Below are 24209 nucleotides of genomic sequence, written 5' to 3' on the forward strand. Positions count from 1 at the left end.
GGCGACTGGTTTCCCTCCGCCGCCTTGTTGTTTCAACCTTTTGAAATCAGGCGCGGGCTTCCTGAATGACGACAACCTTGTCGCCCACCTTCACGCGGGAATAGAGATCCACGACATCGTGGTTCATCATGCGAATGCAGCCGCTCGACATGGCATGACCGATCGACTCTGGCTGGTTGGTGCCGTGGATGCGGAAATGGGTATCGGCACCGCTCCGGTAGAGATACATTGCGCGTGCTCCGAGTGGATTATTGGGGCCACCCGGCATTCCACCGGCAAGCTTCTTGTAGCGGGCTTCTCTGCGCTGCATGTTGGCGGTCGGCGTCCAGGTCGGCCATTCGGCCTTGCGACCGACATAGGCATTTCCGGCCAGTGCCAGACCGGCACGGCCCACACCGACGCCGTAGCGCATGGCACGACCGTTATCCAGCACATAGTAAAGACGACGCGCGGGCGTATCCACCACGATCGTGCCCGGCTTGTGTTCCGTCGCATAGGCCACTTCGGTTCGACGCAGTTCCGGCCTGATCTTGTCGAGCGGCACTTCCTTCAGGGGATGCAATTCGTTCGGCCGGGCCGAGTAATCTGCCTGCTGGGTTCCGGAGGTAGAAGCGCATCCGGCAAGGAGAAGCGGAAGCCCGATCAGCAGTCCGCGGCGCGAGATCGACATGAATGTGTCCTTATTGCGGTCATCTTGAGATGAGTCGCACGTTACGGACATTATGGTTAATGAAGCACTAATTCAGGCTCAGGCAAGCGACCGCAGCGTAACGCAGATGCAGATGATGGTGAACATGAGTGGCATGACGTACCGGACCACTCGGCGAACTTCGCTGGACAGGAAGGGATAGGCCGTGCGTCCCGGAAAGCGCTCACTTTCCATGAAGAGATCGATCAGAAGCGCCAGGATCAGATAGAAATATCCGATCGAGATCATGAAGGCGATTGGCGATGTCACCGACATGCTGCCGGGGAAACTTGCCTCGAAGGTGAAGCTCAAAGCCGCCAGCGCCAGAAGTGCTGAATAGGTGACACCCGTTTTGTCGCCGATCAAACCCTTCGGCTGCCACAGGATGAACAGCGATACGGACAGGACGGCGATGAACGGAATGAAAATGCGCAGGAAATAGCGCGGCCATTTGCGATCGATGGCAACCTCTGCCGTCAGCTTCGCAAAGGGCCTTGCACTCCAACCATAAAACTGGGCCGTCGTGAAGGAGAGGTTCTTGGCGCTCCAGTCCGAGGCAGAAAGCTGGGGCGGCAATCCGGAGAGCTGCCGATCCTGAAAGTCCTGCACGAAGACCACATCATCAGCCGGATAGTACTGGGATACGAAGGCCAGCCTCACATGCTGCTGATCGAAGGGAAAGGCCGACAGGTCACGGGCAAAACGGAAGCTCCCCTCAAGCCTGCGCATCGACGTCACTTCCCCGTTGCTGCGGATCGACAGGGCCTCAAGCTGGAGCGTTTCATCTCCGCTGCGGTTCTCGATCTCGACAGCCGGGTTCCAGATCGTGGCGAGCTTCGCTGCGGCTTCCGCGCCGGTGAAATCCTGCCGATCACGACCGAACTGGATAGCATTGAACTGAAGCGCGGGATCTTTCCAGCGCTGCTGCACTTCGACGACCAGTTGCGCATCGCCCGTGGTCTCATCGATCTTGAGAATATCGAGCACACGGACAACCAGATGGATCTGCAGGGGACGCTGCACGCCTTGCGGAAGCGGCTGACGTTCAGCCCCCTCCTGCGCAGAGACAGCGAACGATCCGAGCAGGATGACGAGACACGCAACGAAAAGCCGAAGAAACATATTGTGCATGGTTCAAGGCTCCCCGGCCCGATCCTGCCTCGTGGACACAGCATCGGAGACGGCTTTCTGCAGATCGCGGAACTCCTTCAGTCCACTGGTCGCCTGCGATTTGGCGGCTTCTTCAGGCGACGCCTTCACCCGGACCGCCAGATCCTTCAGGGGTCTGATCACGGCTGCGCGCACCGTGCTCATGAAGATCGCGGTCACGATCAGGAGGCCGGCCAGAAATACTGACCCGATCGTGACCAGTGAACGGTTGTAATAGCTTTCCAGCGATCCAAAATCACTGACAGTCAGAATCGTTCCGATCATGTTGCCGCTATAGTCGATCAGCGGGCGACCCTGAATGGTCAGATCCCGGTCCCCCAGTCGATGGAAGAAAAGAAGCTCGCTACGGGAGAGCTGGACCTTGCCAGCGCCGAGAATGCTTTCGAACAGACCCTTGTCGGTGGAGGCATCAAGAACAAGACCATTGGCGGACACGACGGCATTGCCCACGTCTTTCAGGTAGCGACGATCAAGCACGAGAGCAAAATCACTGCCGCTGGCAGCCTTGGCAAGATCGGCAAGCGCCTGCAGATCGACGCCGACCTCAACGGTTCCGATGAAGTTGCTTCCGCTCGTGTCGAAAACCGGGGATACCGCGCGAAGGCTCAAGCCCCGCACGCCAAGCTCCAGCCCCTTCTGCGTCTGCCGGTCGTGATTGGCAGCCACCACCATCGGACGGAAGGTGGAAAGATCCTGCCCGAAATTCTGCGGTTCCCAGACGCGCAGAAAGGACTTCATGGCTGCATCATGGAAATGCACCACGCTAACGCCCGCCAGGCGTGCCAGCCGCTCGAACATCGGCTTGGCATAGGCCTGAAGCTCGTTGCGAGAACCTGCCGCCAGATGGGTACGAATGGAAGGATCAGCGGCCAGAAGCTCGGAATGTGTTGCGGAAAGAATGGCGGCCTGATCCATCGTGGTCGAAAAAACCACCGAGGTCTGATCGATTTCACGTTGGCGGGCATCGGTGAGCAGTGCCTGCTGGTCGGCAATCATCAACCAACCGCCAAGAAGCAGCACAAGACCGACACAGAGAGCAGATACGAAGGCGAGAAAACGATCGAGCGACATGAACCCAAGCTTTGACCGGCGGAGACTGTCGCTGTTTCACTGGTAAAGTGTAATGGAGTCAATCAAGCGAACGCTTGCCCACAATAACGATCATCAATGCCGATTGATAATTGTCGCTATGACCAAAAGAACGCAGCCTGAACAGGTCGGAAATCAGTCTTCTTCGCAGGGCCATTCGACAGGAACGGTCAACCCTTGAGGAAGCTTGGTCTTGCTGTTCCCGCAAGACAAGGCAATCTGATCCTGCTTGAGACCCGTCGCCTGACTGAGGTCTACGCCCTCGAAACGCGTGAGAAACAGGAAGGCATTAGCGAAATCGACCGGCCCCTTCATGGAGGCGCTCTTGAACGACGCTCTCGCAAGGTTAGCCATGGCAAAATGCGTGTCTCCCAATTCCGCACCCTTGAACACTGCCCGTCCAAGTTCTGCCTTGGTGAAATCCGCTCCCACAAGCGTTGCATCCGTGAAATTGGCGCGCTGCATTTCAGCCATCGTGAATTTGGTCTGCGTCGCCACGACGCTTCCGAAGTCGCTGCGATAGCCTTCCACCTTCAGAAGCGAGGCACTGCTGAGATCTGCCTTGACGAAGGATGTGCGAATGATGGCTGCCTTGGTGAGATCGGCACCAACCAGCTTGCTGCGGCTGAAATCGGAATTGCTGAGATCCGCCTCCGCCATCTTCGCCTTTTCAAAATTGCTGTCCTTCAGCATCAGCATTCGCTTCTTGCAGTCGGCCCAGTTGACTTCCGGGCCTGCATCCGCGCGGCAGCGGCCGCCGCCAAATCCGTTATGCTTGTTGGGGAACAGCAATACCAAGCCACCCGCAATCACGATGATCGGGATGAAGATCTTCATCTTGCTTTGGCGGATACGGCTCCAGGCTCTCGACCAGAAGGACTTCGGTTTCCGCTTGACGGGTGCGTTCATGGTCTTGCCAGTGCACTTTCCAACACAATTGCGTCAGTCTTAGCGTGGTTACCCCTTAGCCGAAAGAGGAAAGCGATGCCTCTTGACCGCTTTCCCTGCTCATGGCTGTTCGCTCAACGAAATCGCTGACGTGCGGTTCCGCAGTCGCTACATGCTGGGATAGACTGGCCCCTCGCCGCCCTGCGGCGGCACCCAGTTGATGTTCTGGTTCGGGTCCTTGATATCGCAGGTCTTGCAGTGAACGCAGTTCTGCGCGTTGATCACGTAAACCTGTTCACCATCCTTCTCCACCCATTCATAGACGCCTGCAGGACAGTAGCGTGCGGACGGTCCGCCATACACGCCTAGCTCGGAACGCTTCTGCAGGTCCATGTCCTTCACCTTCAGATGAACCGGCTGGTCCTCTTCATGGTTGGTGTTGGACAGGAAGACCGATGACAGGCGATCGAACGTCAAAACGCCATCTGGCCGCGGGTATTCAATCTTCTTGTGCTGGGCTGCGGGCTCCAGCGATGCGGCGTCGGTCTTGCCATGTTTCATGGTGAAGGGTGACGTGCCGAAGATCTGGTTAATCCACATGTCGATGCCGCCGAGCGCGACGCCAAGTGCTGTGCCGAACTTCGACCAAAGCGGCTTCACGTTGCGCACCCGCTTCAGATCCTTGCCGATGGCGGTCGAACGCCATTCGTTCTCGATCTCGACAGGCTCGTCGTTGGCGCGGCCTGCAGCAATGGCTTCCGCAATCTTTTCCGCCGCCAGCATGCCGGAAAGAACGGCGTTGTGGCTGCCCTTGATGCGCGGAACGTTGACGAAACCGGCCGAGCAGCCGATCAGCGCACCGCCGGGGAAGGAAAGCTTCGGCACCGACTGGTAACCGCCTTCTGTGATCGCGCGGGCACCATAGGAAATGCGCTTGGCACCTTCGAAGGTGTCGCGAATGGCCGGATGCGTCTTGAACCGCTGAAACTCCTCGAACGGGAAGAGGTAGGGGTTCTTGTAGTTGAGGTGCACGACGAAGCCGACAGCCACGAGATTGTCATGCAGGTGATAGAGGAAGGAGCCGCCACCGGTCTTCATGTCGAGCGGCCAGCCAAAGGAGTGCTGAACCAGACCGGCCTTGTGGTGTTCCGGCTTGACCTCCCACAGCTCCTTGAAGCCGATGCCGTATTTCTGCGGCTCACGACCTTCATCGAGCTTGAACTTCGAAATCAGTTGCTTGGCGAGCGAGCCCCGCACGCCTTCGCCGATCAGCACATATTTGCCAAGAAGCGCCATGCCGCGGGTGAAGTTCGGGCCGGGTTCGCCATTCTTCTCGATGCCCATGTCACCGGTTGCGACGCCGATCACCGCGCCCTGCTCATTGTAGAGCACTTCAGTGGCGGCAAAACCCGGATAGATATCGATGCCAAGCGCCTCCGCCTTCTCGGCGAGCCAGCGACAGACGAGACCAAGGGATACGATGTAATTGCCGTGATTGTTCATCAGCGGCGGCATGAAGGCGTTCGGTAGCCGGACGGAGCCTGCCGGACCGAGGAAAAGGAACTGGTCGTCGGTCACCGGGGTCTTGAACGGATGGCTGGCATCGTCGCGCCAGTCCGGCAGAAGTCGATCAATGCCGATTGGATCGACGACAGCGCCGGAGAGAATATGTGCGCCGACTTCCGCGCCCTTTTCCAGCACGACGACCGAAAGTTCCGGGTTCAGCTGCTTCAACCGGATTGCCGCCGACAGGCCTGCGGGCCCTGCCCCGACGATGACCACGTCGAATTCCATGCTTTCGCGCTCAGGAAGCTCCATATCGCTCATTCTCTCACTCCGCTCGGCCGTTCCCATCTTTCCACTTCCTTGTCAAAACCTGCGCGCCTTGTCGAGCGAACATATGACATGGGGGTATGATCGTCCGGCCCCTCCTAGATCTGGGAGCGAAGATAAATAACGTTTACGTTCACGTCAATATTTGACGAAGACCTACGAAATGCGCGGCCGGATTTGCGGCACTGCGATCTCTTCCGCCCTTTCGAGCAGAAAGATGTAGTGGTCGCTCTGCCCTTCAACCACCATCAGACCCATGACGCGATCCGCATCAATCCGGCGGAAATGATCAATGATCGGCTGATCGTCATAGATCATGGCTGCACTTGATGCGGCACGGAATTCGGCGGATTTGACGGCAGCAACCGGCCCGCGCGCCCACATTCCCTTCATGGCATAGGCAAACAGGTTTCGGAACCACTGCCGACGCACCAAACCGCTAAACCGGAGCACCAGACGCAGCGGAAGATGCTTCGGGTCCAGCGGCACAAGCCTTCGGCTACCGACACTGAACAGAAGCGCATCTGCCCTGCGGTCGGCATGGAAGCGCTTTCCATACCAGCCAAGGCTTTCCAGCGCCCCGTCCAGCGGATGACCGGTCGGCAGGCTAGACCCCTTCCACAGACCGATGAGTTCGGACGGCGTGATCGGGTCCAGGGAATCGAAGAAGACCAGGGCTTCTTCCTGTGTTTCGAATTTCAGCGGGGATGACATAAATTGAATTATAGGTGCTCTGGTTCAGGGGGCAACTTTATCATCAACATTCGATGAAAAGATCATTCACAACCCTTCACCATCGGACCGTCCGGCGATAACGTCCGCGCCAGACTAAGCATGCAGCAAGGAAACTGATCATGGATTTCGGCATTACCGGCAAACGCGCACTGGTGTTGGCCTCATCACGAGGCCTTGGACTTGGCATCGCCACGGCGCTGGCTCAGGAGGGTGCAAATGTTCTCCTGTGTGGTCGCAGTGGAGAAAAGCTGGCGGAGAACTGCGCACGAATCAACGCTCTGGGCAAAGGCAAGGCCGATTGGGTCTGGTCCGATCTTGCCGAAGACGATGCGGTCACGGCACTGGTCAAGGCTGTTGAGGAGAAGTTCGGCGGCGTCGATATCCTGGTCAACAATACTGGCGGCCCGACACCTGGAACGACCGAAGACATGACACCGGAAAAGCTGGACAGCTTTTTCCAGACCATGGTCCTGCGCGTCATTACGCTGACGAATGCTGTGTTGCCCAACATGAAGGCGCAAGGCTGGGGTCGCATCCTGACCGTTGCCTCATCCGGCGTCATCGAGCCCATTCCAAATCTTGCGCTATCGAACACGCTGCGCGGGGCGCTCGTCGGCTGGAACAAGACGCTGGCAACGGAAGTGGCGGCGCACGGAATTACGGCGAACATGATCCTGCCGGGTCGTATTCATACGGACCGTATCGACGAATTGGATGGTGCCAACGCCAAGCGCCAGGGCAAGTCGCTGGAAGAGGTTCGCACTGCCTCGATCGCCTCGATCCCGGCAAAGCGTCTCGGCACCGTCGAGGAATTCGGCGCGGTTGGCGCCTTCCTGTGCTCAGGCCCAGCCGCCTATGTGACAGGCAGCACCATTCGCGTTGATGGCGGCGCTGCAAAGTCAATCTGATAGACGCGCACTTTCCCGCCAGCCTGACGGGAAAGTGCAACCCTCGCGCAGCGCAGAATAGAAACGCCTACATTACAGAAGTTTAAGGTGCTTTTGCGTAAGTTGTGGCGTTTCCTGACGATCAAAGCTTTGTCGACTTATGGCTGAGCACGCCCGTCATTATCCCTGCGCGGACAAACCCATGAAAAAAATTCTCTCGAGCGTTGCAATCCTTGCGATCCTGGCTGCGGGTGCAGTCTATTACAGGGATCAACTCCCCGAGCAGATCAGGCCACCGACCTGGCATCAACTGGCGCTGGCAGCCGGGCTGAAATCGGATACGCCTGAACCGGCAACGGCCGATGCCAGCCGCAAGCAAGGTGGCCAGAAGCCGGGTTCTGGCGAGACTGCCCAGGCAAATGGCGAAGGTCGTGGCCAGGGCCAAGGTCAGGGTCAGGGTCAGGGTCAGGGTCAGAACCGAAGAGGCGGCGGCCCCTCCGCCGTCAAGACGATTGCCGTGACTTCCGGCACCCTACCCATGGATGTGGTGGCGACGGGCTTTGCGGAAGCGGCCGATACCACCACGATTGCAGCACTCCAGTCCGGTCCCGTGGTCGAGATTTTGGCGAAGGATGGGCAGGAGGTCAAAAAAGGCGACGTCATTGCCAGACAGGACGATCGCACGGCACGGGCGCTGGTCGCAAAGGATCAGGCAAACCTTGCCAGCGATCAGGCGGCCCTGGCGCAGGCCGATGCCGCATTTGCCAGAACGCAGAACCTGCTGAAGCAGAATGTGCAATCAGAACAGAGTTACGAGCAGGCCAAGGCGACGCGTGATTCCGCCGCTGCCAAAGTGGAAGCCGACAAGGCGACCCTCTCTTCGGATCAGATCGCGCTGGGCAATCTCGAACTGAAGGCGCCTTACGACGGACGTCTGGGCAATATCGCCATCAGCCCCGGCGCCTATCTCAGCGCGGGTGCAAGCGTGGTGACCATCACCCGTTATGATCCGATCTATGTGAATTTCCGCATGGCCCAGCGCTATCTGCCGCAGCTTCATGCCGGATTGAAATCGGGTGTGAAGGTGGATGCAGACCAGTCAGCAACCGGCGGCGTTGCCGATCAGGGGGTGCTTTCCTTCTTCGACAACAATGTCGATCAGGCCTCCGGAACCGTTCTCGCCAAGGCAGAATTCAAGAACGACAGCGCGCTTCTGTGGCCCGGCGAAAGCCTGAACGTGACAGTGCACTTCGTGACCGACACCAAGAGCCTGATCGTGCCGACGGTGGCTGTGCGGCAGGGTGCCGATGGGCCGTTCGTCTATACGGTGGACGACAAGGCGAAGGTCCACGCGACGAAGATCGTACTTGCGCGCACGAATGGCGATCAGGCCGCGATTGCGTCCGGCCTCACCGAGGGTCAGCATATCGTCGTCGAGGGACAGGTGCAGCTGGCCGATGGCCAGACGATCGTCGAGCAGTTCTCTGGCAGCCAGGCGGCGGCAAAGCCCGCCCGGACGGAACAGGCGGCGCTGATCGAGGGAGCCAAGCCATGATCCCGGCCTTTTGCATTCGCCGCCCGGTCGCCACGACATTGCTGGCCATCGGCGTGGTTCTCGCAGGTCTTGCCGGTTACAAGCAGCTGCCCGTCGCGGCCCTGCCGAAGGTGGATTTTCCCACTATCAACGTTTCCGCCTCCCTTTCCGGCGCCTCGCCCGAAAGCATGGCAACCTCAGTCGCGACACCGCTCATCAAGCAGTTCGAGACGATCCCCGGCATCAGCGAAATCAGCGCGTCGAACTCGCTCGGCAATACATCCATCGTCCTTCAGTTCGATCTGAACAGAAACATCGATGCGGCGGCGGCAGACGTGCAGGCGGCGATCTCCAACGCCACAAGGCAGCTGCCGTCCAACATGACGACGCCGCCCAGCTATCGCAAAACCAATCCGGCCGATGCGCCAATCCTGCTGATCACTATCAATTCCGATGAAATGCCACGCTCCAAGGTGGACGAGATCGCCCAGAACGTGATTTCGCCCATGCTGTCCACGCTGTCGGGCGTGGCGCAGGTCAGCGTCTATGGATCGCAAACCTATGCGGTGCGCGTCGAGCTTGATCCCTCCAAGCTTCAGGCAAGAAATCTCGGTGTCGATACGGTTACCAGCGCCATAGCCAATGCCAACAACCAGACTCCGGTCGGGACGCTTCAGAGCCGCAGCCAGCAGCTCACCATCGATGCCAAGACGCAGCGCACGAATGCGGAGGAATTCCGCACCCTCGTCATCGCCAACAAAGGTGGTGCGCCCATCCATCTGGGCGACGTGGCAACGGTGCAGGACAGCGTGGAAAACCTGAAAGGCGGCAGCTGGTATGACGGCAAGCAGGCTATCATTCTCGCGGTGCAACGCCAGCCGGATGCCAATACCGTTGACGTCGTGAACGAGATCAAGGCGAAACTGCCCGCGCTCAAGGCGCAACTGCCGCCATCCGTGCATCTCAACGTCATGAACGATGCTTCGACCTCCATCAAAGATGCGATATCGGACGTTCAGTTCACGCTGTTTCTGACCATCGCGCTCGTCATTCTGGTCATCTACCTCTTTACCGGCCACCTGACCGCGACGCTCATTCCGGGCCTTGCGGTGCCCCTATCGCTGATTGCCACCTTCGGCGGCATGTATGTTCTGGGCTACAGTATCGACAATATTTCGCTGCTGGGCCTCACTCTGTCGGTCGGGCTGGTGGTGGATGATGCCATCGTCATGCTGGAGAATATTCTGCGTCTTTCGGAAGAAGGTATGTCCATGCGGGAGGCTGCGCTGAAGGGTGCGGCCGAGGTGAGCTATACCATCATCTCCATGTCCGTCTCGCTGGTGGCGGTGTTCATTCCCATTCTGCTGATGGGCGGCGTCGTGGGTCGGCTGTTCAACGAGTTCGGCATGGTGGTCACGATGGCCATCATGGCCTCGGCCATCGTCTCGCTGACGGTGACGCCTATGCTGGGTTCGCGCCTCTCCAATCATTCCGGCAAGCCGCCCTTCATCATCCGCTGGTTCAATGCCGGGTTCGACTGGACACTGCGCGGTTACGATCGGGCCGTTTCCTGGTGCCTGCGTCACCGCGGCCTCGTCCTGCTGCTCTTCATCGGCAGCGTTGCGGCCTCCGGCTATCTGTTCAAGACGCTTCCGTCCAGCTTCTTTCCGCAGGAAGACATAGGCAGACTTTCGGTCTCTACCCGCGCCCGAGAAGACATTTCCTATGAGGCGATGCGTGACCTGCAGCAGCAGGTGGCGGACATCATTGGCAAGAACCCGGCGGTGCTGCATGTCACCTCCATTGTTGGCGGCGGCGCGCGTAGCCCGCTGAACAACGGTACGATGTTCGTGGAGTTGAAGCCGAAGGAAGAACGCGGGGCACTGACGGAGACCATCAACCAGTTGCGTGGAGCGACGGCGAAAGTGGCGGGCCTGAAGACCTACATCACGCCACAGCAGAGCCTGCGCTTCGGCGGCCGCTCGACTGCGAGCCAGTATCAGCTGGTTGTTCAGGCGCTCGATACCGCCACGACCACGGAATGGTCTGGCAAGATGATGGCCGCGATGCGCCAGGACCGGATGTTCACCGATCTCGCGACCGATGCGCAGAACGGTGCGATTGCCGCCAATATCCAGATCGATACGGACAAGGCAGCTGCCTACGGCATCACCAATGACCAGCTTCGCAAGACGCTGGAAATGGCGTTCGGTGGCTATGCGGCGGCACAAATCCAGTCGACGGGCGACAGCTACGACGTGATTGTCGAGTTTGACCAGAGCCGTTCCTACGACGACGAGTTCCTGCGCAATATCAACGTCATGTCCCAGCAGACGGGAACGCTGGTTCCGCTTTCGAACTTCGCAACGGTGGAGCGCCGCGCTGCACCCGTCACGATCAACCAGACCGGTCAGCTCGTCTCCACCACGATCTCCTTCAACCTGCCTGAAGGCGTCGCGCTTTCGGAGGCAACGGCGCGGATCGACCAGATCAAATCCAGCATCAACATGCCAAGCGATGTCTTCACATCCTATGGCGGAACCGCGGCAATCTTCCAGCAAAGCCAGGGCAATACCGGCATGCTGATCCTTGCGGCGGTTCTCACCATCTATGTGGTGCTGGGCGTGCTCTATGAAAGCTTCATCCATCCGCTGACCATCCTGTCCGGTCTGCCAGCGGCTGCTTTCGGCGCGCTGATCGCACTGAAGGTGATGAACTTCGACCTGTCCGTGATTGCCCTCATCGGTCTTCTGATGCTGATCGGCATCGTGAAAAAGAACGCGATCATGATGATCGACGTTGCGGTCGAACTCATCCGCGACAAGGGCGAAACGACCGCGCGTGCCATACACGAGGCTTGCGTGCGCCGTTTCCGGCCCATCATGATGACGACGTTCTGCGCCCTTCTCGGTGCGCTGCCGATTGCGCTTGGTGAGGGCGCCAGTTCGGAATTGCGCCAGCCACTCGGCATCGCCGTTGTCGGCGGGCTCATCGTCTCGCAATTGCTGACCCTGTTCATCACGCCGGTCATCTTCGTCGAGATGGATCGCCTGGGCAAAGCCCTTGGGCGCCTGTTCCGCCGCAAGGGGCATGACGATCCGGCCAACAGCACCTTCCAGCAGGAAAGCCGAGCTGCCGCCGAATAGGCAAATCACGCGTAGCATTTACAAAGAGGGGCGGGATTTTCTCGCCCCTTTTTGCTGACCCGTTTTTCGTGCCCCTTTTTTCTTGCCAAGCAGCCGATCCTGTGCGATCAGCCCGCCTCCCTATTTTTCAGCGGCGCCGTTTGCGCCTCCATCGGATGCGCCAGTCGCATTCGTATCCAGCACTTTCAGAAAGGATGCGGCCATGGCACGTGCGCTCGGGCTCGACTTCGGCACGACCAATACTGTTCTCGCGCTCGGTGAACCGGGTGCCAATGCCACCCATTCCGTGCCTTTCGTCAGTAGCGCGGGAACAAGCGACAGCATGCGAACCGCCCTCTCCTTCATGAAGGACAAGGCGCTCGGTGCGCAGGCTCTGAAGGTTGAGGCCGGACAGGCCGCCATCCGCCAGTTCATCGATAATCCAGGCGATTGCCGTTTCCTGCAGTCGATCAAGACCTTCGCCGCCAGTGCGGCATTCCAGGCCACCCTCGTTTTCGCGCGCAGGCAGCAGTTCGAGGATCTGATGGAGATCTTCCTGCGCAGGCTGAAGGCCTATGCAGGGGACGCGTGGCCGAACGAGATTTCACGGCTGGTCGTGGGGCGTCCTGTCCGGTTTGCCGGCGCAAACCCGGATGAGGCGCTTGCCTTGCAGCGCTATCGCACCGCGCTGGAGCGCTTCGATTTCCCGGAAGTGCATTTCGTCTACGAGCCAGTGGCCGCCGCCTATTACTTCGCGCAGTCGTTGACTAAGGATGCCAATGTTCTCGTTGCCGATTTCGGGGGCGGCACTACCGACTACTCCTTGATCCGGTTCGAACGCCATGCGGGGCAGTTGCGCGCCATTCCGATCGGTCATTCCGGTGTCGGCATCGCGGGCGATCACTTCGACTATCGGCTGATCGACAATCTCGTCTCGCCGGAAATCGGCAAGGGCAGCCATTTCCGCAGCTTCGACAAACTGCTGGAGGTTCCGGCGGGCTACTACGCAAACTTCGGACGCTGGAACCAGTTGTCGATCTTCAAGACAACGCGCGAGTTCACGGATCTTCAGTCGCTGGTTCGCTCTGCAACGGAGCCGGACAAGCTGGAACTGTTCATCGAGCTTATCGAGCATGATGAAGGCTATCCGCTCTATCAGGCGATTTCCGCGACCAAGATGGCGCTTTCGAACGCTGAAGAGGCCGAGTTCAACTTCTCGCCGCTGGGCAAGGCCGGTCGCCGAACCGTGAAGCGAAGCGACTTCGAAAGCTGGATTTCGGAGGATCTCGCGCGCATCGAAGAGGCGCTGGACGAAGTTCTCGTCAAGACCAATACATCTGCCGACCAGGTCGACAAGGTGTTCCTGACCGGCGGCACCTCGTTCGTGCCGGCCGTGCGCCAGCTGTTCGTCAACCGTTTCGGCACGGAACGGATCGAAAGCGGCGGCGAGTTGCTGTCCATCGCGCACGGCCTGTCGCTGATCGGCGAGAGCACGGACATTGAGCAGTGGGTTGCATGAGGCCAGAGGCTTTATCCGGCAACCGGGTTCGGATAGAGTGAGGTCATGACCTCAGCCTCGGAACTTGCCCCAGCAGAACTCGCAGCCCTCCTGCACTTTTATGCGGATTCCGGATGCGACTGGCTTCTGGAGGACGAGGCCGTTGATCGTATTGCCGAGTTCCAGGCCCAGCGTCTTGAGCGCGAGGCGCAGATGCGCAATCGCCAGCAGGCCGCCCCGCAGACAAGCGAACGGCCTGCCAATGCCGGGCGTTCAGCGCCGTCGCCCGCGGCCCGGACGCCCGCTCCCGGTGTCAATGTCGCCGTGCCCGACGCGGATGCCGTGGCGGCTGCCCGGCAGGCTTGCGCTGCCGCCAACAGCCTGGACGCGCTGAAAGCGGCGCTGGAAGGCTTTTCCGGCTGCAACCTGAAGAATGGCGCGCGCTCCACCGTATTTGCATCAGGCGACCCTTCCTCCGGCATCATGGTCATCGGTCCCATGCCCTCGGCGGAGTGCGACCGGGACGGTATTCCCTTTTCTGGTCGGCCGGGCCAATTGCTGGACAGAATGCTGGCTGCCATCGGACTTCATCGCGACAAGGTGCTGTTGACGAATGTCGTGGCGTGGAGGCCGCCGGGCAATCGTCCGCCCTCGCCCGCAGAGATGGACATCTGCCGCCCGTTCATCGAGCGCCAGATCGAGCTTGCGGCTCCTAACCACCTTCTGATCCTTGGCAATTTCACGGCGCGTTTCTTCTTTGCAGAAGAGCAATCCATCTTTGCCATGCGCGGCACCTGGAGGGATGTGCAGGTCGGTGACCGTGCCATCCCAGCCATTGCAAGCCTGCATCCGCAGGATCTTTTGACGGCACCGGCCAACAAGGCGCTGGCCTGGAAGGATCTCCTCACGTTCCGCCAGCGCATCTCGCTCAACGAGTCGTAAATCCGAGTCTTAAACTTTTATGAAATGTGGTATGCGTAATTCGCATGGCTGCATCACGGTAGCTGCTGTTGAATTCATCATGTTGCGGTGCAATATACAGAAGTGTCTTGGGAGGAACGTTTAGGAACCAAGGCCATGAGCACACGCATTCGCCCCATTCATTCCGGCTTCGAGACGCTTCGTCTTGCAGGCCTATCGCCTCGCTCAACTGCGGGCTACCACAACTTCGGCTCTGCTACGAATGAGCAGCTGACGGCGACGGCCTATGCGCGTCGCGGCGGCCTCTCCCGTCCGACGGCGATCTTCGCCGATTGTCGTGAACGCTGATCAAGGAGTGTGAACCAATGAAGTACAGACTTCGCCAGATCCGCGATAACCTTGCCTCGATATCTGTCGCTGTTCGTGCGAGCCACGAATACACCCGCTCTGCGGGCCAGAGCGCGGAAAGCCGCGGGCGTGACCATTCTCCGCTCGCCGGTATCCCGATCTGATCAACGGCCATTGATCAATCATGTTGACGGCGAGGATGCCTTCCTCGCCGCTTTGCGTTCCAGCCCAAGCTGGTGCTCGCGATAGATGATGAAGATCCCGGCCGAAACAGTGATTGCTGTTCCCAACAGCATTTGCCAGGTTGGGACGTCGCCGAAAAGCACATAGGCAATTGCGATCCCGAAGATGATCGACGAATAGTCGAAGGGAGCGACGGTCGAGACATCGGCCAGCCGGTAGCTCTGCGTCAGGAAAATCTGGCCGAGCCCGCCACAGATGCCTGCACAGATCAGGATCAGCTTCGTCTCCCAGGAAAGCCCATTCCATCCAAAAGGCAGGCTGATGAGCGAGAAGGCCGCAGACAGAAGCGAGAAATAGAGCACAATCGTAAACGTCTTCTCGGTCTTTACGAGCTGGCGGGTCTGAACCATGGCGAGACCGCCGATCACTGCCGATAGCAGAACCGCTATGGCCCCCGTCGCCTCGTTGGCTCCCATTCCGCCCTGTTCGAACATGGTCAGCTTCGGCCATGAAATGATCAGAACGCCGAGAATCCCGATCGCAACCGCAGTCCAGCGATAGATTCGCACCTTTTCCTTCAGGATCAGCGCGGCAAAGATCACCGCCATCAGCGGCGAGGCATATCCGATGGCGATGGCATCCGGCAGCGGTAGATGGATCAGGCCGAAGAAACCCATGACCATGGCGATCATTCCGAGCGTGCCGCGCTTGAGATGGCCTGTCAAGCTGGACGTCCGGAAGGCGGAGGCCAGTTCCTTTCGCATAGCCAGATAGACGAAAATGGGGATGAGCGCGAAGAACGAGCGATAGAACGTAATCTGCCCTGCCGGAATGCCTGCGCCTGCGGCCTTAATGAAGGTCTGCATGCCAAGAAAAGCCATGACGGACAACAGTTTCATGAGGATCCCCCTCAAGGGATCCGGGGCTTCGGAACTCATGCTTCACTCGTGGCGGCTTGTTTTTCAAAGATCCAAGCCATTCGCAAACTTCGGGGATCAGGCAGGCTGGGCAGAAGTGTAACCTGATTTGGTGAAACGTTTCATCACGACTTTTGATAGAATGATGATTTCCGGAAATCACACGCAGGTTTTAGCGGACGTGTTGAGGGATTAGTGTTTTTATTTGGGACCGCTTTAGCAATCGTTCAGTTTTGGATGCAATAGTGCCGCGAAACTGGGCAAGTAGAGCTCGTCAAAACCGATCGGTCATTCCATTTCAGGAAGCAACATGCTGCGTACAGACACGGGTCAGATCGTACATCTGGCAGATTATCGCCCCACCGATTTCGTCCTGGAACGCGTCGATCTGACCTTTGAACTTGATCCGCAGGCAACGCGCCTGGAATCCCGGCTCATCTTCCATCGGCGTGAGGGCGTGGACGCGTCCGCGCCGCTGGTGCTGGATGGTGACGAACTGGTTCTCACCGAACTGCGTCTCGACCAGAACGAGATGCCTGCCAGCCAATACGATCTTTCTCCCGATCAGCTGGTGATCCGCGACCTGCCGGGAAGCGAACCGTTCGAAGTGACGGTCATCACGACCATCAATCCGGAAGCCAACACCCAGTTGATGGGTCTCTACCGCACCAATGGCGTCTATTGCACGCAGTGCGAGGCGGAAGGTTTCCGTCGCATCACCTATTTCCCGGACCGTCCGGACGTACTGGCGCCCTATACGGTGACCATCATTGCCGACAAGGCAGCCAATCCTGTTCTGCTGTCGAACGGCAATTTCCTGGGCGGCGGCAATTACGACGAAGGCCGGCATTTCGCCGCCTGGTTCGATCCTTTCCCCAAGCCAAGCTACCTGTTCGCGCTCGTCGCCGGTGATCTTGGTGTCGTGGAAGACACGTTCGTCACGATGTCGGAACGCGAAGTTGCGCTGAAGATCTATGTCGAACACGGCAAGGAAGATCGCGCAGCCTATGCCATGGATGCGCTGAAGCGGTCGATGAAGTGGGACGAAGAAGTCTTTGGTCGCGAATACGACCTCAACATCTTCATGATCGTCGCCGTATCGGATTTCAACATGGGGGCCATGGAGAACAAGGGCCTCAACGTCTTCAACGACAAGTATGTTCTGGCAGATCCCGAAACGGCAACGGACCAGGACTACGCCAATATCGAAGCCATCATCGCCCACGAATACTTCCACAACTGGACGGGCAACCGCATTACCTGCCGCGACTGGTTCCAGCTGTGCCTGAAGGAAGGCCTGACCGTCTATCGCGATCATGAGTTCTCCGCCGATCAGCGCTCGCGGGCAGTCAAGCGGATTGCCGAAGTGCGCCATCTAAAGGCCGAACAGTTCCAGGAAGATGGCGGCCCGCTGGCGCATCCGGTTCGTCCGACGGCCTATCGCGAGATCAACAACTTCTACACGACCACCGTCTACGAGAAGGGCTCCGAAGTCACGCGGATGATCGCGACGATCCTTGGCAAGGATGGCTTCAAGAAGGGGATGGACCTCTATTTCGAGCGCCACGATGGCGAGGCGGCAACGGTCGAGGATTTCGTGAAATCCTTCGAAGATGCCAACAGCGTCGATCTCAAGCAGTTCTCGCTCTGGTACCATCAGGCGGGAACGCCACTGGTGACGGCATCCGGCATCTATGATGCGGTGGCCAAGACTTTCACGCTCTCTCTGGAGCAGATGATCCCGGCCACGCCGGGGCAGTCCACCAAGCAGCCGATGCATATCCCGCTGTCCTATGCCCTCATTCAGGACAATGGCGCCCTGCTTGATGCGCCAAAGGTCAGCGGCGGTCAGGTCACGGGCGATGTTCTGCACCTGACGGAAAAGGCTCAGGTCTTCGTTTTCGAAAATGTACCGACACGTCCGGTGCTTTCGTTGAACCGCGGTTTCTCTGCTCCGATCAATCTCGATTTCAAGCAAAGCACCGAGGATCTGGTGCGCATTGCCCGTCACGATACGGACCTGTTTGCCCGCTGGCAGGCGCTGACGGATCTGGCGCTGCCCAACCTCCTGCACGCAGCCAAGGATGCGCGTGAAGGCAAGGCCATCACCTGCGATCCGGTTTTCATCTCCACCTTGCTGGAAGCGGCAGCCGATGAAGCACTCGAGCCGGCTTTCCGTGCTCAGGCGCTCGCTCTTCCCAGCGAGGCGGACATTGCCCGTGAGCTTGGCAGCAACATTGATCCTGACGCCATCCATAAGGGCCGTCAGGCTATCCTGAAGGCCATTGCCGAAAGCGGCCAGTCTGTTTTCGAGAACCTGTTCAACACGATGAAGCCGGAAGGCGCCTTCAGCCCTGATGCGGCAAGCGCTGGCAAACGGGCACTGCGCAACAGCGCGCTTGGCTATCTGGCCTATGTCACGGGCGGCACCGAGCGCGCCGCCAAGGCCTTCGCGGATGCGGATAACATGACCGATATGGTTCAGGCCCTGACGGTTCTGGCGCACCGCTTCCCGGAGGATGCGGCAACGGCAGAAGCACTGGCAACCTTCGTCAAACGTTTCGAAAACAACCCGCTTGTTCTGGATAAGTGGTTTGCACTGCAGGCCACCATTCCGGGCGGAGATACGCTGAACCGTGTCAACGCCCTGATGGAGCATCCGCTCTACGTTGCGACGAACCCGAACCGAGTTCGTTCGCTGGTGGGTTCACTTGCGTTTGCCAATCCAACTGCCTTCAATCGCGCCGATGGTGAGGGATACCGTTTGCTGGGCGCTCAGGTCACGCAGATCGATCCGCGCAATCCGCAGCTTGCTGCGCGACTGCTGACCGCCATGCGCTCCTGGCGGGCGCTGGATGCCAGCCGCGCCGACCATGCGCGTGCGGCACTACTGGAAATCGACCGCACATCAAAGCTCTCGACCGATGTTCGGGACCTCATCGAGCGGATGCTGAAAGACAGCTGAGATCAGCCAGCCTGGCGCCCCTGCAGGATCGCGGGGCGCCATTTCCGCAATATGGTTAAATTTTTCTTAAAACCGCATCTGGACAAGGCGAATCAGCAATGATTCACTGCCCTCGGATCGCAACATGATTTGCGAATCACTCACGAGGGATCAAGCAAAGCGATGGCGGACGTGCAGCGGGAAACCGCGGCTGAAGGGCGGCTGTTTTTCAAATTCTGGGATCGGGTGCTGCTGTGGCTGCTGGCCATCGGAGACCGATCGCTGCGCATTGGTCAGCGTCTGCAGGCCATTCCGAACCTGGATGTCTGGCTGAAACGCGCAATCCCCGTCCTCATCATCGCCTTTCTCAGCGTCATTGCCATTTCCCGACTGATGGGTCTTGTGTCCGAACGTGCCCGGATGGAAGAGGATGCCCGGCAAACCACGGCGCTTCTGGCCGCCATCGGCACCTCCGCCCTTCAGGGTCACGACGAGATTTTCGTTGCCGCCGATCAGGCAGCCGCTGAGCAGCGCCTCAAAACATTGCCGCAGGATCTGGATCGGCAGAGCTTCATCCTTCTCGTCAACAGCACGGGTCGGATCTTCAGCGCGACGGGCAGCGCCAAGTCGTTCATCGGGGCGCGGTTCGATTCCTTTTTGCCGGAAATGGTGGCCCTGCGACGGTTCGGCGGAGGCAATGGCATTATCGAAACCACATTTGAGGGCGCGCCCCATTATGCAGCCATTCGCAGCCTCGGCGGCGGATTGCTGGTGGCGGGTCATTCTCTGGATGAGATCGATCAATACTGGCGCCAGCAGGTCTCTCTGAATGTGACGCTCTTCACCGGCATTTCCTCGGTCATGCTGGTCATCCTCTACGCTTACTATGTGCAGGCCAAACGTGCGCGCGAAGCCGACGAGATCTTTCTCGAATCCAATATGCGCGTCGAAACGGCTCTCTCGCGTGGACGCTGCGGTCTCTGGGATTTCGATCTCACGAACCGCAAGCTGTTCTGGTCGCGCTCCATGTATGAAATGCTGGGACTTCCGCCCGGCAACAATGTACTGTCCTTCAGCGAGGCTGCCCGGATGATGCATCCGGCCGATGGCAACCTCTTCGCGCTTGCCCGCGCGGTCGGTCGCGGCAATGCAAAGCAGGTCGACCAGGTTTTCCGCATGCGCCATGCGGCCGGTCATTATGTATGGATGCGGGCCCGCGCACAGGTAGTCAAAACAGGCATGGGTCGGACCCACGTCATCGGCATCGCCATGGACGTGACGGAACAGCACCGTCTTGCCCAGCGCTATGCGGAGGCGGATCAGCGTCTGGCCGACGCCATCGAGTGCACCTCGGAAGCCTTCGTCCTGTGGGACAAGAACGACCGTCTGGTCATGTGCAACACGCACTTCCAACAGGCATACGGCCTGCCCGACAGCGTACTCGTTCCCGGCACGGAGAAGGCCATCGTGACGGCTGCGGCCTCTCGGCCCGTGGTAGAGCGGCGGATTGCGGATCCCGACCAGAACGGCTTTTCGCGCACAATCGAAGTGCAACTGGCCGATGAACGCTGGCTCCAGATCAACGAGCGGCGCACGCGGGATGGCGGTCTTGTGTCAGTTGGCACAGACATCACACTGCTCAAGCGGCATCAGGAGCGCCTGCGTGAATCCGAGCGCCGACTGATGGCAACGATTGGCGATCTCTCGTCATCCCAGAAGAAGCTGGAGCGCCAGAAGGCAGAACTGTCCGTCGCCAATGCCAATTATTTGGCCGAGAAGGATCGAGCGGAAGCCGCGAACAAGGCGAAGTCGGAATTTCTTGCGAATATGAGCCATGAGTTGCGCACACCCTTGAACGCGATTCTCGGTTTCTCTGAAATCCTGTTGAACGGCATGTTCGGCCCGGTCGGCTCGCCGAAATACAGCGAATATGCCAAGGACATCCACGAAAGCGGAAAGCATCTGCTGAACGTCATCAACGACATTCTCGACATGTCGAAGATCGAAGCAGGCCACATGAAGATCCATTGCGAGTCGATTGATCTGGCGCCCCTGATCGAGGAGAGCCTACGCCTCACATCAATCCCGGCTGAGGAAAAATCGATTATCGTGACGCAGCGTCTCAGCCCGGATCTGCGCATGGTGGGCGATCGTCGCGCGATGAAGCAGATCCTGTTGAACCTGCTGTCCAATGCTGTGAAGTTCACCAACGAAGGCGGAAGGATCGAGTTGCGCGCCCGCGAGACGGCCAAGGGCCTGCGCCTCACCATCGCCGATACGGGGATTGGAATTCCGAAGGCGGCGCTTGGGAAGATCGGCCAGCCGTTCGAGCAGGTTCAGAGCCAGTATGCCAAGAGCAAGGGAGGCTCCGGCCTTGGGCTTGCCATTTCCCGCTCGCTGGTCACACTCCATGGCGGCTCCATGCGCATCCGTTCCCGCATGAAGCACGGCACGGTCGTCGCGCTTACGATCCCTGGGGACGGCGGCGCGTCGTCGACTGGAAAACCGATCGCACGCCCTTCGACAGCCGCTTGAGGTCTGCCTCCACCAGTTTGAGGTTCGGGGCATCCACAGCCGTGGATAGCCGCTCGATCAGACCTGCGGGCGCATCCTTAGGGTCGAACTCGCTGCCGACACACAGCCGGATGATCTGCGAAAGCTCCGTGTAGACGGCGAGCGCCTGAAGGCAGAGATCAAGATCGTCACGGCTGATCATGTCCTGCGCATAGAGCATCAGGCTTCTGCCGGTGCCCGTCAACTGACGCTCCTCAGCGGTCAGGCTGCTGGCCCGCCCGTTCATCAGCCGGGCAAACTGCGCCAGAAATTCAATGTCGATCAGGCCGCCCGGTATAAGCTTCAGATCCCATTGGTCGCGTGGTGGCTTTTCCTGTTCGATCAGCGCGCGCATCTCGGCCACATCGGCTGCAATTCTGTCACGCTCCCGTGGGCGGTTGAGGATCGTTGCGATCACATCATCCGCCTCCCGCATCAGGCTGTCGTCGCCGCAGATCAGCCGTGCTCTCGTCAGCGCCATATGCTCCCAGGTCCAGGCTTCCTCTTCCTGATATTTGCGGAAGGAATTGATCCGTGTGGCAACCGGCCCCTTGTTGCCGGAAGGCCGCAGGCGCAGATCCACCTCGAAAACGATGCCCTCCGCAGTTGGCGCCGACAGCGCTGCGATCAGCCGTTGCGTGATACGTGTGAAATAGCGGAGTGAATCGAGCGGCTTATCTCCGTCCGATTCAAGGGCGCCGTCATCATAGTCGTAGAGCAGGATGATATCGACATCGGAACCGGCGGTCAGCTCGAAGCTTGCAAGCTTGCCCATGCCGATCACCGCGATCCGCCCGCCCGGAAAGTCCCCATGCGCCTGCCGGATCTCGCTGCGCACGCCCTCCAGCGCCTTGGCGATGATAAGGTCAGCCAGATCGGTAAAGGCATGCCCCGCCTGAATGCCGCTGATGCTGCCCGTCAACAATCTTATGCCGATCAGAAAGCGTTGCTCCGAGGCAAAGATGCGTAGTCGGTCAAGCAAATCCTCATAATGCCGCGCGCCGCCGAGAAAGGTCGTCAATCGTTCCTGCAAGTAATCGCGTGTCGGCATCTGCGCCATAAGGCCGGGGTCCAGCATGCCGTCGAACACATGCGGCCTCGCGGCAATAATATCCGCAAGACGAGGTGCCGCCGACATGACCGTTACCACCAGGCTCAACAGGTTGGGATTGTTGCCGAGAAGCGAGAAAAGCTGGATACCGGCTGGCAGTGCTTTCAGAAAGCCATCGAACCTAAGCAGCGCCTCATCAGCGCGCTTGCTCTTGCCAAAGGCCATCAGCAGTTCCGGCATCAGTTCCGTCAGCCGTTCGCGGGCCTCGACCGATTGCGTGGCGCGGTATCGTCCGTAATGCCAGGTGCGGATGACGCGAGACATATCGGCAGGCCGCTCGAAGCCCATCCGCTCCAATGTCTTCAGGGTTTCCGGGTCGTCGTTCTGACCGGTGAAAACCAGATTGCCATCGGCGGCGGAAAGCTTTGTCTCCTGCTCGAAAAGCCGCGCATAGCGTTTCTCCACGGTGCGCAGGATCTCTTCCAGCCTGTCGCCAAACGCCTTGGTATCGGCAAAGCCCATCATGAAGGCAATGCGCTTCAGCTCCGCCTCGCCCTCGGGCAAGCGGTGCGATTGCTCGTCGCGCACCATCTGGATGCGATGCTCCACATCCCGCAGAAACCAGTAGGCCTCCGTGAGTTCCATGGCGATCTCGGGCCGTATCCACTGCGCATCGGCAAGTGCGGAAAGTGCATCCTCGGTGCGGCGCGCCCGCAAGGGGGGCATGCGGCCTCCCGCGATCAGCTGCTGGGTCTGCACGAAGAACTCGATTTCCCGAATGCCGCCCCGCCCTAGCTTCACGTCATGGCCCTTCACGGCAATGGCGCCGTGGCCCTTGTGCGCGTGGATCTGGCGCTTGATCGAGTGAATATCGGCAATCGCTGCGTAGTCGAGATATTTGCGGAAAACGAAAGGAACCAGCTGGCGCAGGAAGTCGGTGCCTGCCTGCAGGTCGCCAGCAATGGGCCTTGCCTTGATGTAGGCGGCACGTTCCCAGTTCTGCCCCCGCCCTTCATAATAGACGAGCGCCGCTTCGACGGAGACGGCCAGAGGGGTCGAGCCCGGATCAGGCCGCAGACGCAGGTCGGTGCGGAACACATAGCCATCGCCCGTGCGCTCCTGCAGCATGCGGATCATCCGGCGCATCATGCGACCGTAGAGCTCGCTCGCCTCCAGCGGGTCCGGCAGGATGCCGCTCTCCGGGTCATAGAAGACAACCAGATCGATGTCTGAGGAGTAATTCAGCTCCTCCGCACCATGCTTGCCCATGCCAAGCACGATCAGCCCGGACCCTTCACTGGGTCGTGCGGGATCGTTCAAGGTCAGCTTGCCTGCGTGGTGCGCCGTCACCAGCAGATGGTCAATCGATGCGGCGACGGCCACATCCGCCAGCCTTGTCAGCCAGCGGGTGGTCTGTCTTGCATCGTGCAGACGCGCCAGATCGGCCAGCGCCAGAAGAACGCTGACCTCCCTCTTCGCGTTTCGGAGCGCCGTCATCACCTCGGCTTCTGTGGGCACGGATCCATCAGAGCGCGGTTCCCAACTTTGCCGCGCGGCCTCCACGCATTGCGCCAGCAGTTGTTCTACCGGTGCAGAGAGGTAGCGCGCCAGCATCGCGGGACGGATGGAAAGGCTCTCACGCAGGTAGGGAGAAAGCGAAAGCGCTGCGGCCAGGAATTCCTTCAGTACGCCGCCATCCTTCAGCATCTCGGCGACAACGGGCTCCTGTCCGGCGATCTCTTTCAGAACCGCATTGGCAGCCCTCGCCTCCGTCTGGTTGAAGGCGCGCAAGGGGTTGTCGCGAAGCTCGCCCAGAGAGTGCACCTGCTCAGCCACGATACGAAC

Annotated in this window: 17 protein-coding genes; 9 read left to right on the forward strand and 8 right to left on the reverse strand. The window is 59.4% G+C overall.

The genetic code is table 11. The annotated features are described in order from the left end of the window. Positions 1-46: 46 nt before the first annotated feature. The 6 genes from ASD54_RS01325 to ASD54_RS01350 form a co-directional block, all read right to left on the reverse strand. A complete protein-coding gene (locus tag ASD54_RS01325) occupies positions 47-670 on the reverse strand; it encodes a L,D-transpeptidase (RefSeq protein WP_062552794.1) in 624 nt (207 codons plus the stop codon). Positions 671-748: 78 nt separating this feature from the next. Then, entirely contained in the window at positions 749-1819 is a 1071-nt protein-coding gene (locus ASD54_RS01330; protein WP_062552795.1) for a hypothetical protein, read from the reverse strand. Positions 1820-1822: 3 nt separating this feature from the next. Beyond that, positions 1823-2929 carry a cache domain-containing protein gene (locus ASD54_RS01335; RefSeq protein ID WP_062552796.1) on the reverse strand — a complete coding sequence of 369 codons (1107 nt, stop codon included), beginning with the start codon at positions 2927-2929 and terminating at the stop codon, positions 1823-1825. A 153-nt stretch (positions 2930-3082) separates the two neighbouring features. After that, positions 3083-3856: a pentapeptide repeat-containing protein gene (locus tag ASD54_RS01340; protein WP_062552797.1), complete on the reverse strand. Its 774-nt coding sequence runs from the start codon at positions 3854-3856 to the stop codon at positions 3083-3085. Positions 3857-4003: 147 nt separating this feature from the next. Next, positions 4004-5662 (reverse strand): electron transfer flavoprotein-ubiquinone oxidoreductase, encoded by a 1659-nt coding sequence (locus tag ASD54_RS01345; protein WP_062552798.1) that lies wholly within the window; start codon positions 5660-5662, stop codon positions 4004-4006. Between the two features lie 162 nt (positions 5663-5824). Then, positions 5825-6382 carry a GXWXG domain-containing protein gene (locus ASD54_RS01350; protein ID WP_062552799.1) on the reverse strand — a complete coding sequence of 186 codons (558 nt, stop codon included), beginning with the start codon at positions 6380-6382 and terminating at the stop codon, positions 5825-5827. A 140-nt stretch (positions 6383-6522) separates the two neighbouring features. Here ASD54_RS01350 and ASD54_RS01355 point away from each other — a divergent pair, with 140 nt between their 5' ends. From ASD54_RS01355 to ASD54_RS26370, 7 genes are all read left to right on the forward strand, one after another. After that, complete coding sequence (locus ASD54_RS01355) at positions 6523-7311, forward strand: SDR family oxidoreductase (protein ID WP_062552800.1); 789 nt, start codon at positions 6523-6525, stop codon at positions 7309-7311. 181 nt (positions 7312-7492) lie between these two features. Then, positions 7493-8845: an efflux RND transporter periplasmic adaptor subunit gene (locus tag ASD54_RS01360; RefSeq protein WP_062552801.1), complete on the forward strand. Its 1353-nt coding sequence runs from the start codon at positions 7493-7495 to the stop codon at positions 8843-8845. Beyond that, on the forward strand, positions 8842-11970 hold the full coding sequence (locus ASD54_RS01365; protein WP_062552802.1) for an efflux RND transporter permease subunit: 3129 nt from the start codon (positions 8842-8844) through the stop codon (positions 11968-11970). Before ASD54_RS01360 ends, ASD54_RS01365 begins: the two co-directional genes overlap by 4 nt. Positions 11971-12172: 202 nt before the next feature. Further along, complete coding sequence (locus tag ASD54_RS01370) at positions 12173-13468, forward strand: Hsp70 family protein (RefSeq protein ID WP_062552803.1); 1296 nt, start codon at positions 12173-12175, stop codon at positions 13466-13468. Between the two features lie 45 nt (positions 13469-13513). Continuing rightward, positions 13514-14389, forward strand: a complete 876-nt coding sequence (locus tag ASD54_RS01375; RefSeq protein WP_062552804.1) for a uracil-DNA glycosylase — start codon at positions 13514-13516, stop codon at positions 14387-14389. 135 nt (positions 14390-14524) lie between these two features. Then, positions 14525-14716: a hypothetical protein gene (locus ASD54_RS01380; RefSeq protein ID WP_062552805.1), complete on the forward strand. Its 192-nt coding sequence runs from the start codon at positions 14525-14527 to the stop codon at positions 14714-14716. A 17-nt stretch (positions 14717-14733) separates the two neighbouring features. Then, a complete protein-coding gene (locus tag ASD54_RS26370; RefSeq protein ID WP_156379003.1) occupies positions 14734-14880 on the forward strand; it encodes a hypothetical protein in 147 nt (48 codons plus the stop codon). Between the two features lie 18 nt (positions 14881-14898). Here the strand turns inward: ASD54_RS26370 and ASD54_RS01385 are convergent, their stop codons facing one another. Then, a complete protein-coding gene (locus ASD54_RS01385; protein WP_062552806.1) occupies positions 14899-15837 on the reverse strand; it encodes a DMT family transporter in 939 nt (312 codons plus the stop codon). A gap of 292 nt (positions 15838-16129) precedes the next feature. Here ASD54_RS01385 and pepN point away from each other — a divergent pair, with 292 nt between their 5' ends. Beyond that, positions 16130-18781: an aminopeptidase N gene (gene pepN, locus ASD54_RS01390; RefSeq protein ID WP_062553219.1), complete on the forward strand. Its 2652-nt coding sequence runs from the start codon at positions 16130-16132 to the stop codon at positions 18779-18781. Between the two features lie 162 nt (positions 18782-18943). Next, complete coding sequence (locus ASD54_RS01395) at positions 18944-21295, forward strand: ATP-binding protein (RefSeq protein WP_062552807.1); 2352 nt, start codon at positions 18944-18946, stop codon at positions 21293-21295. Here the strand turns inward: ASD54_RS01395 and ASD54_RS01400 are convergent. Beyond that, a complete protein-coding gene (locus ASD54_RS01400) occupies positions 21225-24203 on the reverse strand; it encodes a bifunctional [glutamine synthetase] adenylyltransferase/[glutamine synthetase]-adenylyl-L-tyrosine phosphorylase (RefSeq protein ID WP_062553220.1) in 2979 nt (992 codons plus the stop codon). The genes ASD54_RS01395 and ASD54_RS01400 overlap by 71 nt on opposite strands. Positions 24204-24209 lie beyond the last annotated feature (6 nt).

Source organism: Rhizobium sp. Root149 (genome assembly GCF_001427345.1).
Taxonomy (GTDB): Bacteria; Pseudomonadota; Alphaproteobacteria; order Rhizobiales; family Rhizobiaceae; genus Neorhizobium; species Neorhizobium rhizoryzae.

Bases quoted from the DNA above. Each gene is read 5' to 3' on its own strand.
- ASD54_RS01395 (WP_062552807.1), top strand. From the start codon at position 18,944: ATGGCGGACGTGCAGCGGGAAACCGCGGCTGAAGGGCGGCTGTTTTTC.
- ASD54_RS01325 (WP_062552794.1), bottom strand. From the start codon at position 670: ATGTCGATCTCGCGCCGCGGACTGCTGATCGGGCTTCCGCTTCTCCTT.
- ASD54_RS26370 (WP_156379003.1), top strand. From the start codon at position 14,734: ATGAAGTACAGACTTCGCCAGATCCGCGATAACCTTGCCTCGATATCT.
- ASD54_RS01385 (WP_062552806.1), bottom strand. From the start codon at position 15,837: ATGAGTTCCGAAGCCCCGGATCCCTTGAGGGGGATCCTCATGAAACTG.
- ASD54_RS01330 (WP_062552795.1), bottom strand. From the start codon at position 1,819: ATGCACAATATGTTTCTTCGGCTTTTCGTTGCGTGTCTCGTCATCCTG.
- ASD54_RS01350 (WP_062552799.1), bottom strand. From the start codon at position 6,382: ATGTCATCCCCGCTGAAATTCGAAACACAGGAAGAAGCCCTGGTCTTC.
- ASD54_RS01370 (WP_062552803.1), top strand. From the start codon at position 12,173: ATGGCACGTGCGCTCGGGCTCGACTTCGGCACGACCAATACTGTTCTC.
- ASD54_RS01345 (WP_062552798.1), bottom strand. From the start codon at position 5,662: ATGAGCGATATGGAGCTTCCTGAGCGCGAAAGCATGGAATTCGACGTG.
- ASD54_RS01365 (WP_062552802.1), top strand. From the start codon at position 8,842: ATGATCCCGGCCTTTTGCATTCGCCGCCCGGTCGCCACGACATTGCTG.
- ASD54_RS01335 (WP_062552796.1), bottom strand. From the start codon at position 2,929: ATGTCGCTCGATCGTTTTCTCGCCTTCGTATCTGCTCTCTGTGTCGGT.
- ASD54_RS01380 (WP_062552805.1), top strand. From the start codon at position 14,525: ATGAGCACACGCATTCGCCCCATTCATTCCGGCTTCGAGACGCTTCGT.
- ASD54_RS01360 (WP_062552801.1), top strand. From the start codon at position 7,493: ATGAAAAAAATTCTCTCGAGCGTTGCAATCCTTGCGATCCTGGCTGCG.
- ASD54_RS01340 (WP_062552797.1), bottom strand. From the start codon at position 3,856: ATGAACGCACCCGTCAAGCGGAAACCGAAGTCCTTCTGGTCGAGAGCC.
- ASD54_RS01375 (WP_062552804.1), top strand. From the start codon at position 13,514: ATGACCTCAGCCTCGGAACTTGCCCCAGCAGAACTCGCAGCCCTCCTG.
- ASD54_RS01355 (WP_062552800.1), top strand. From the start codon at position 6,523: ATGGATTTCGGCATTACCGGCAAACGCGCACTGGTGTTGGCCTCATCA.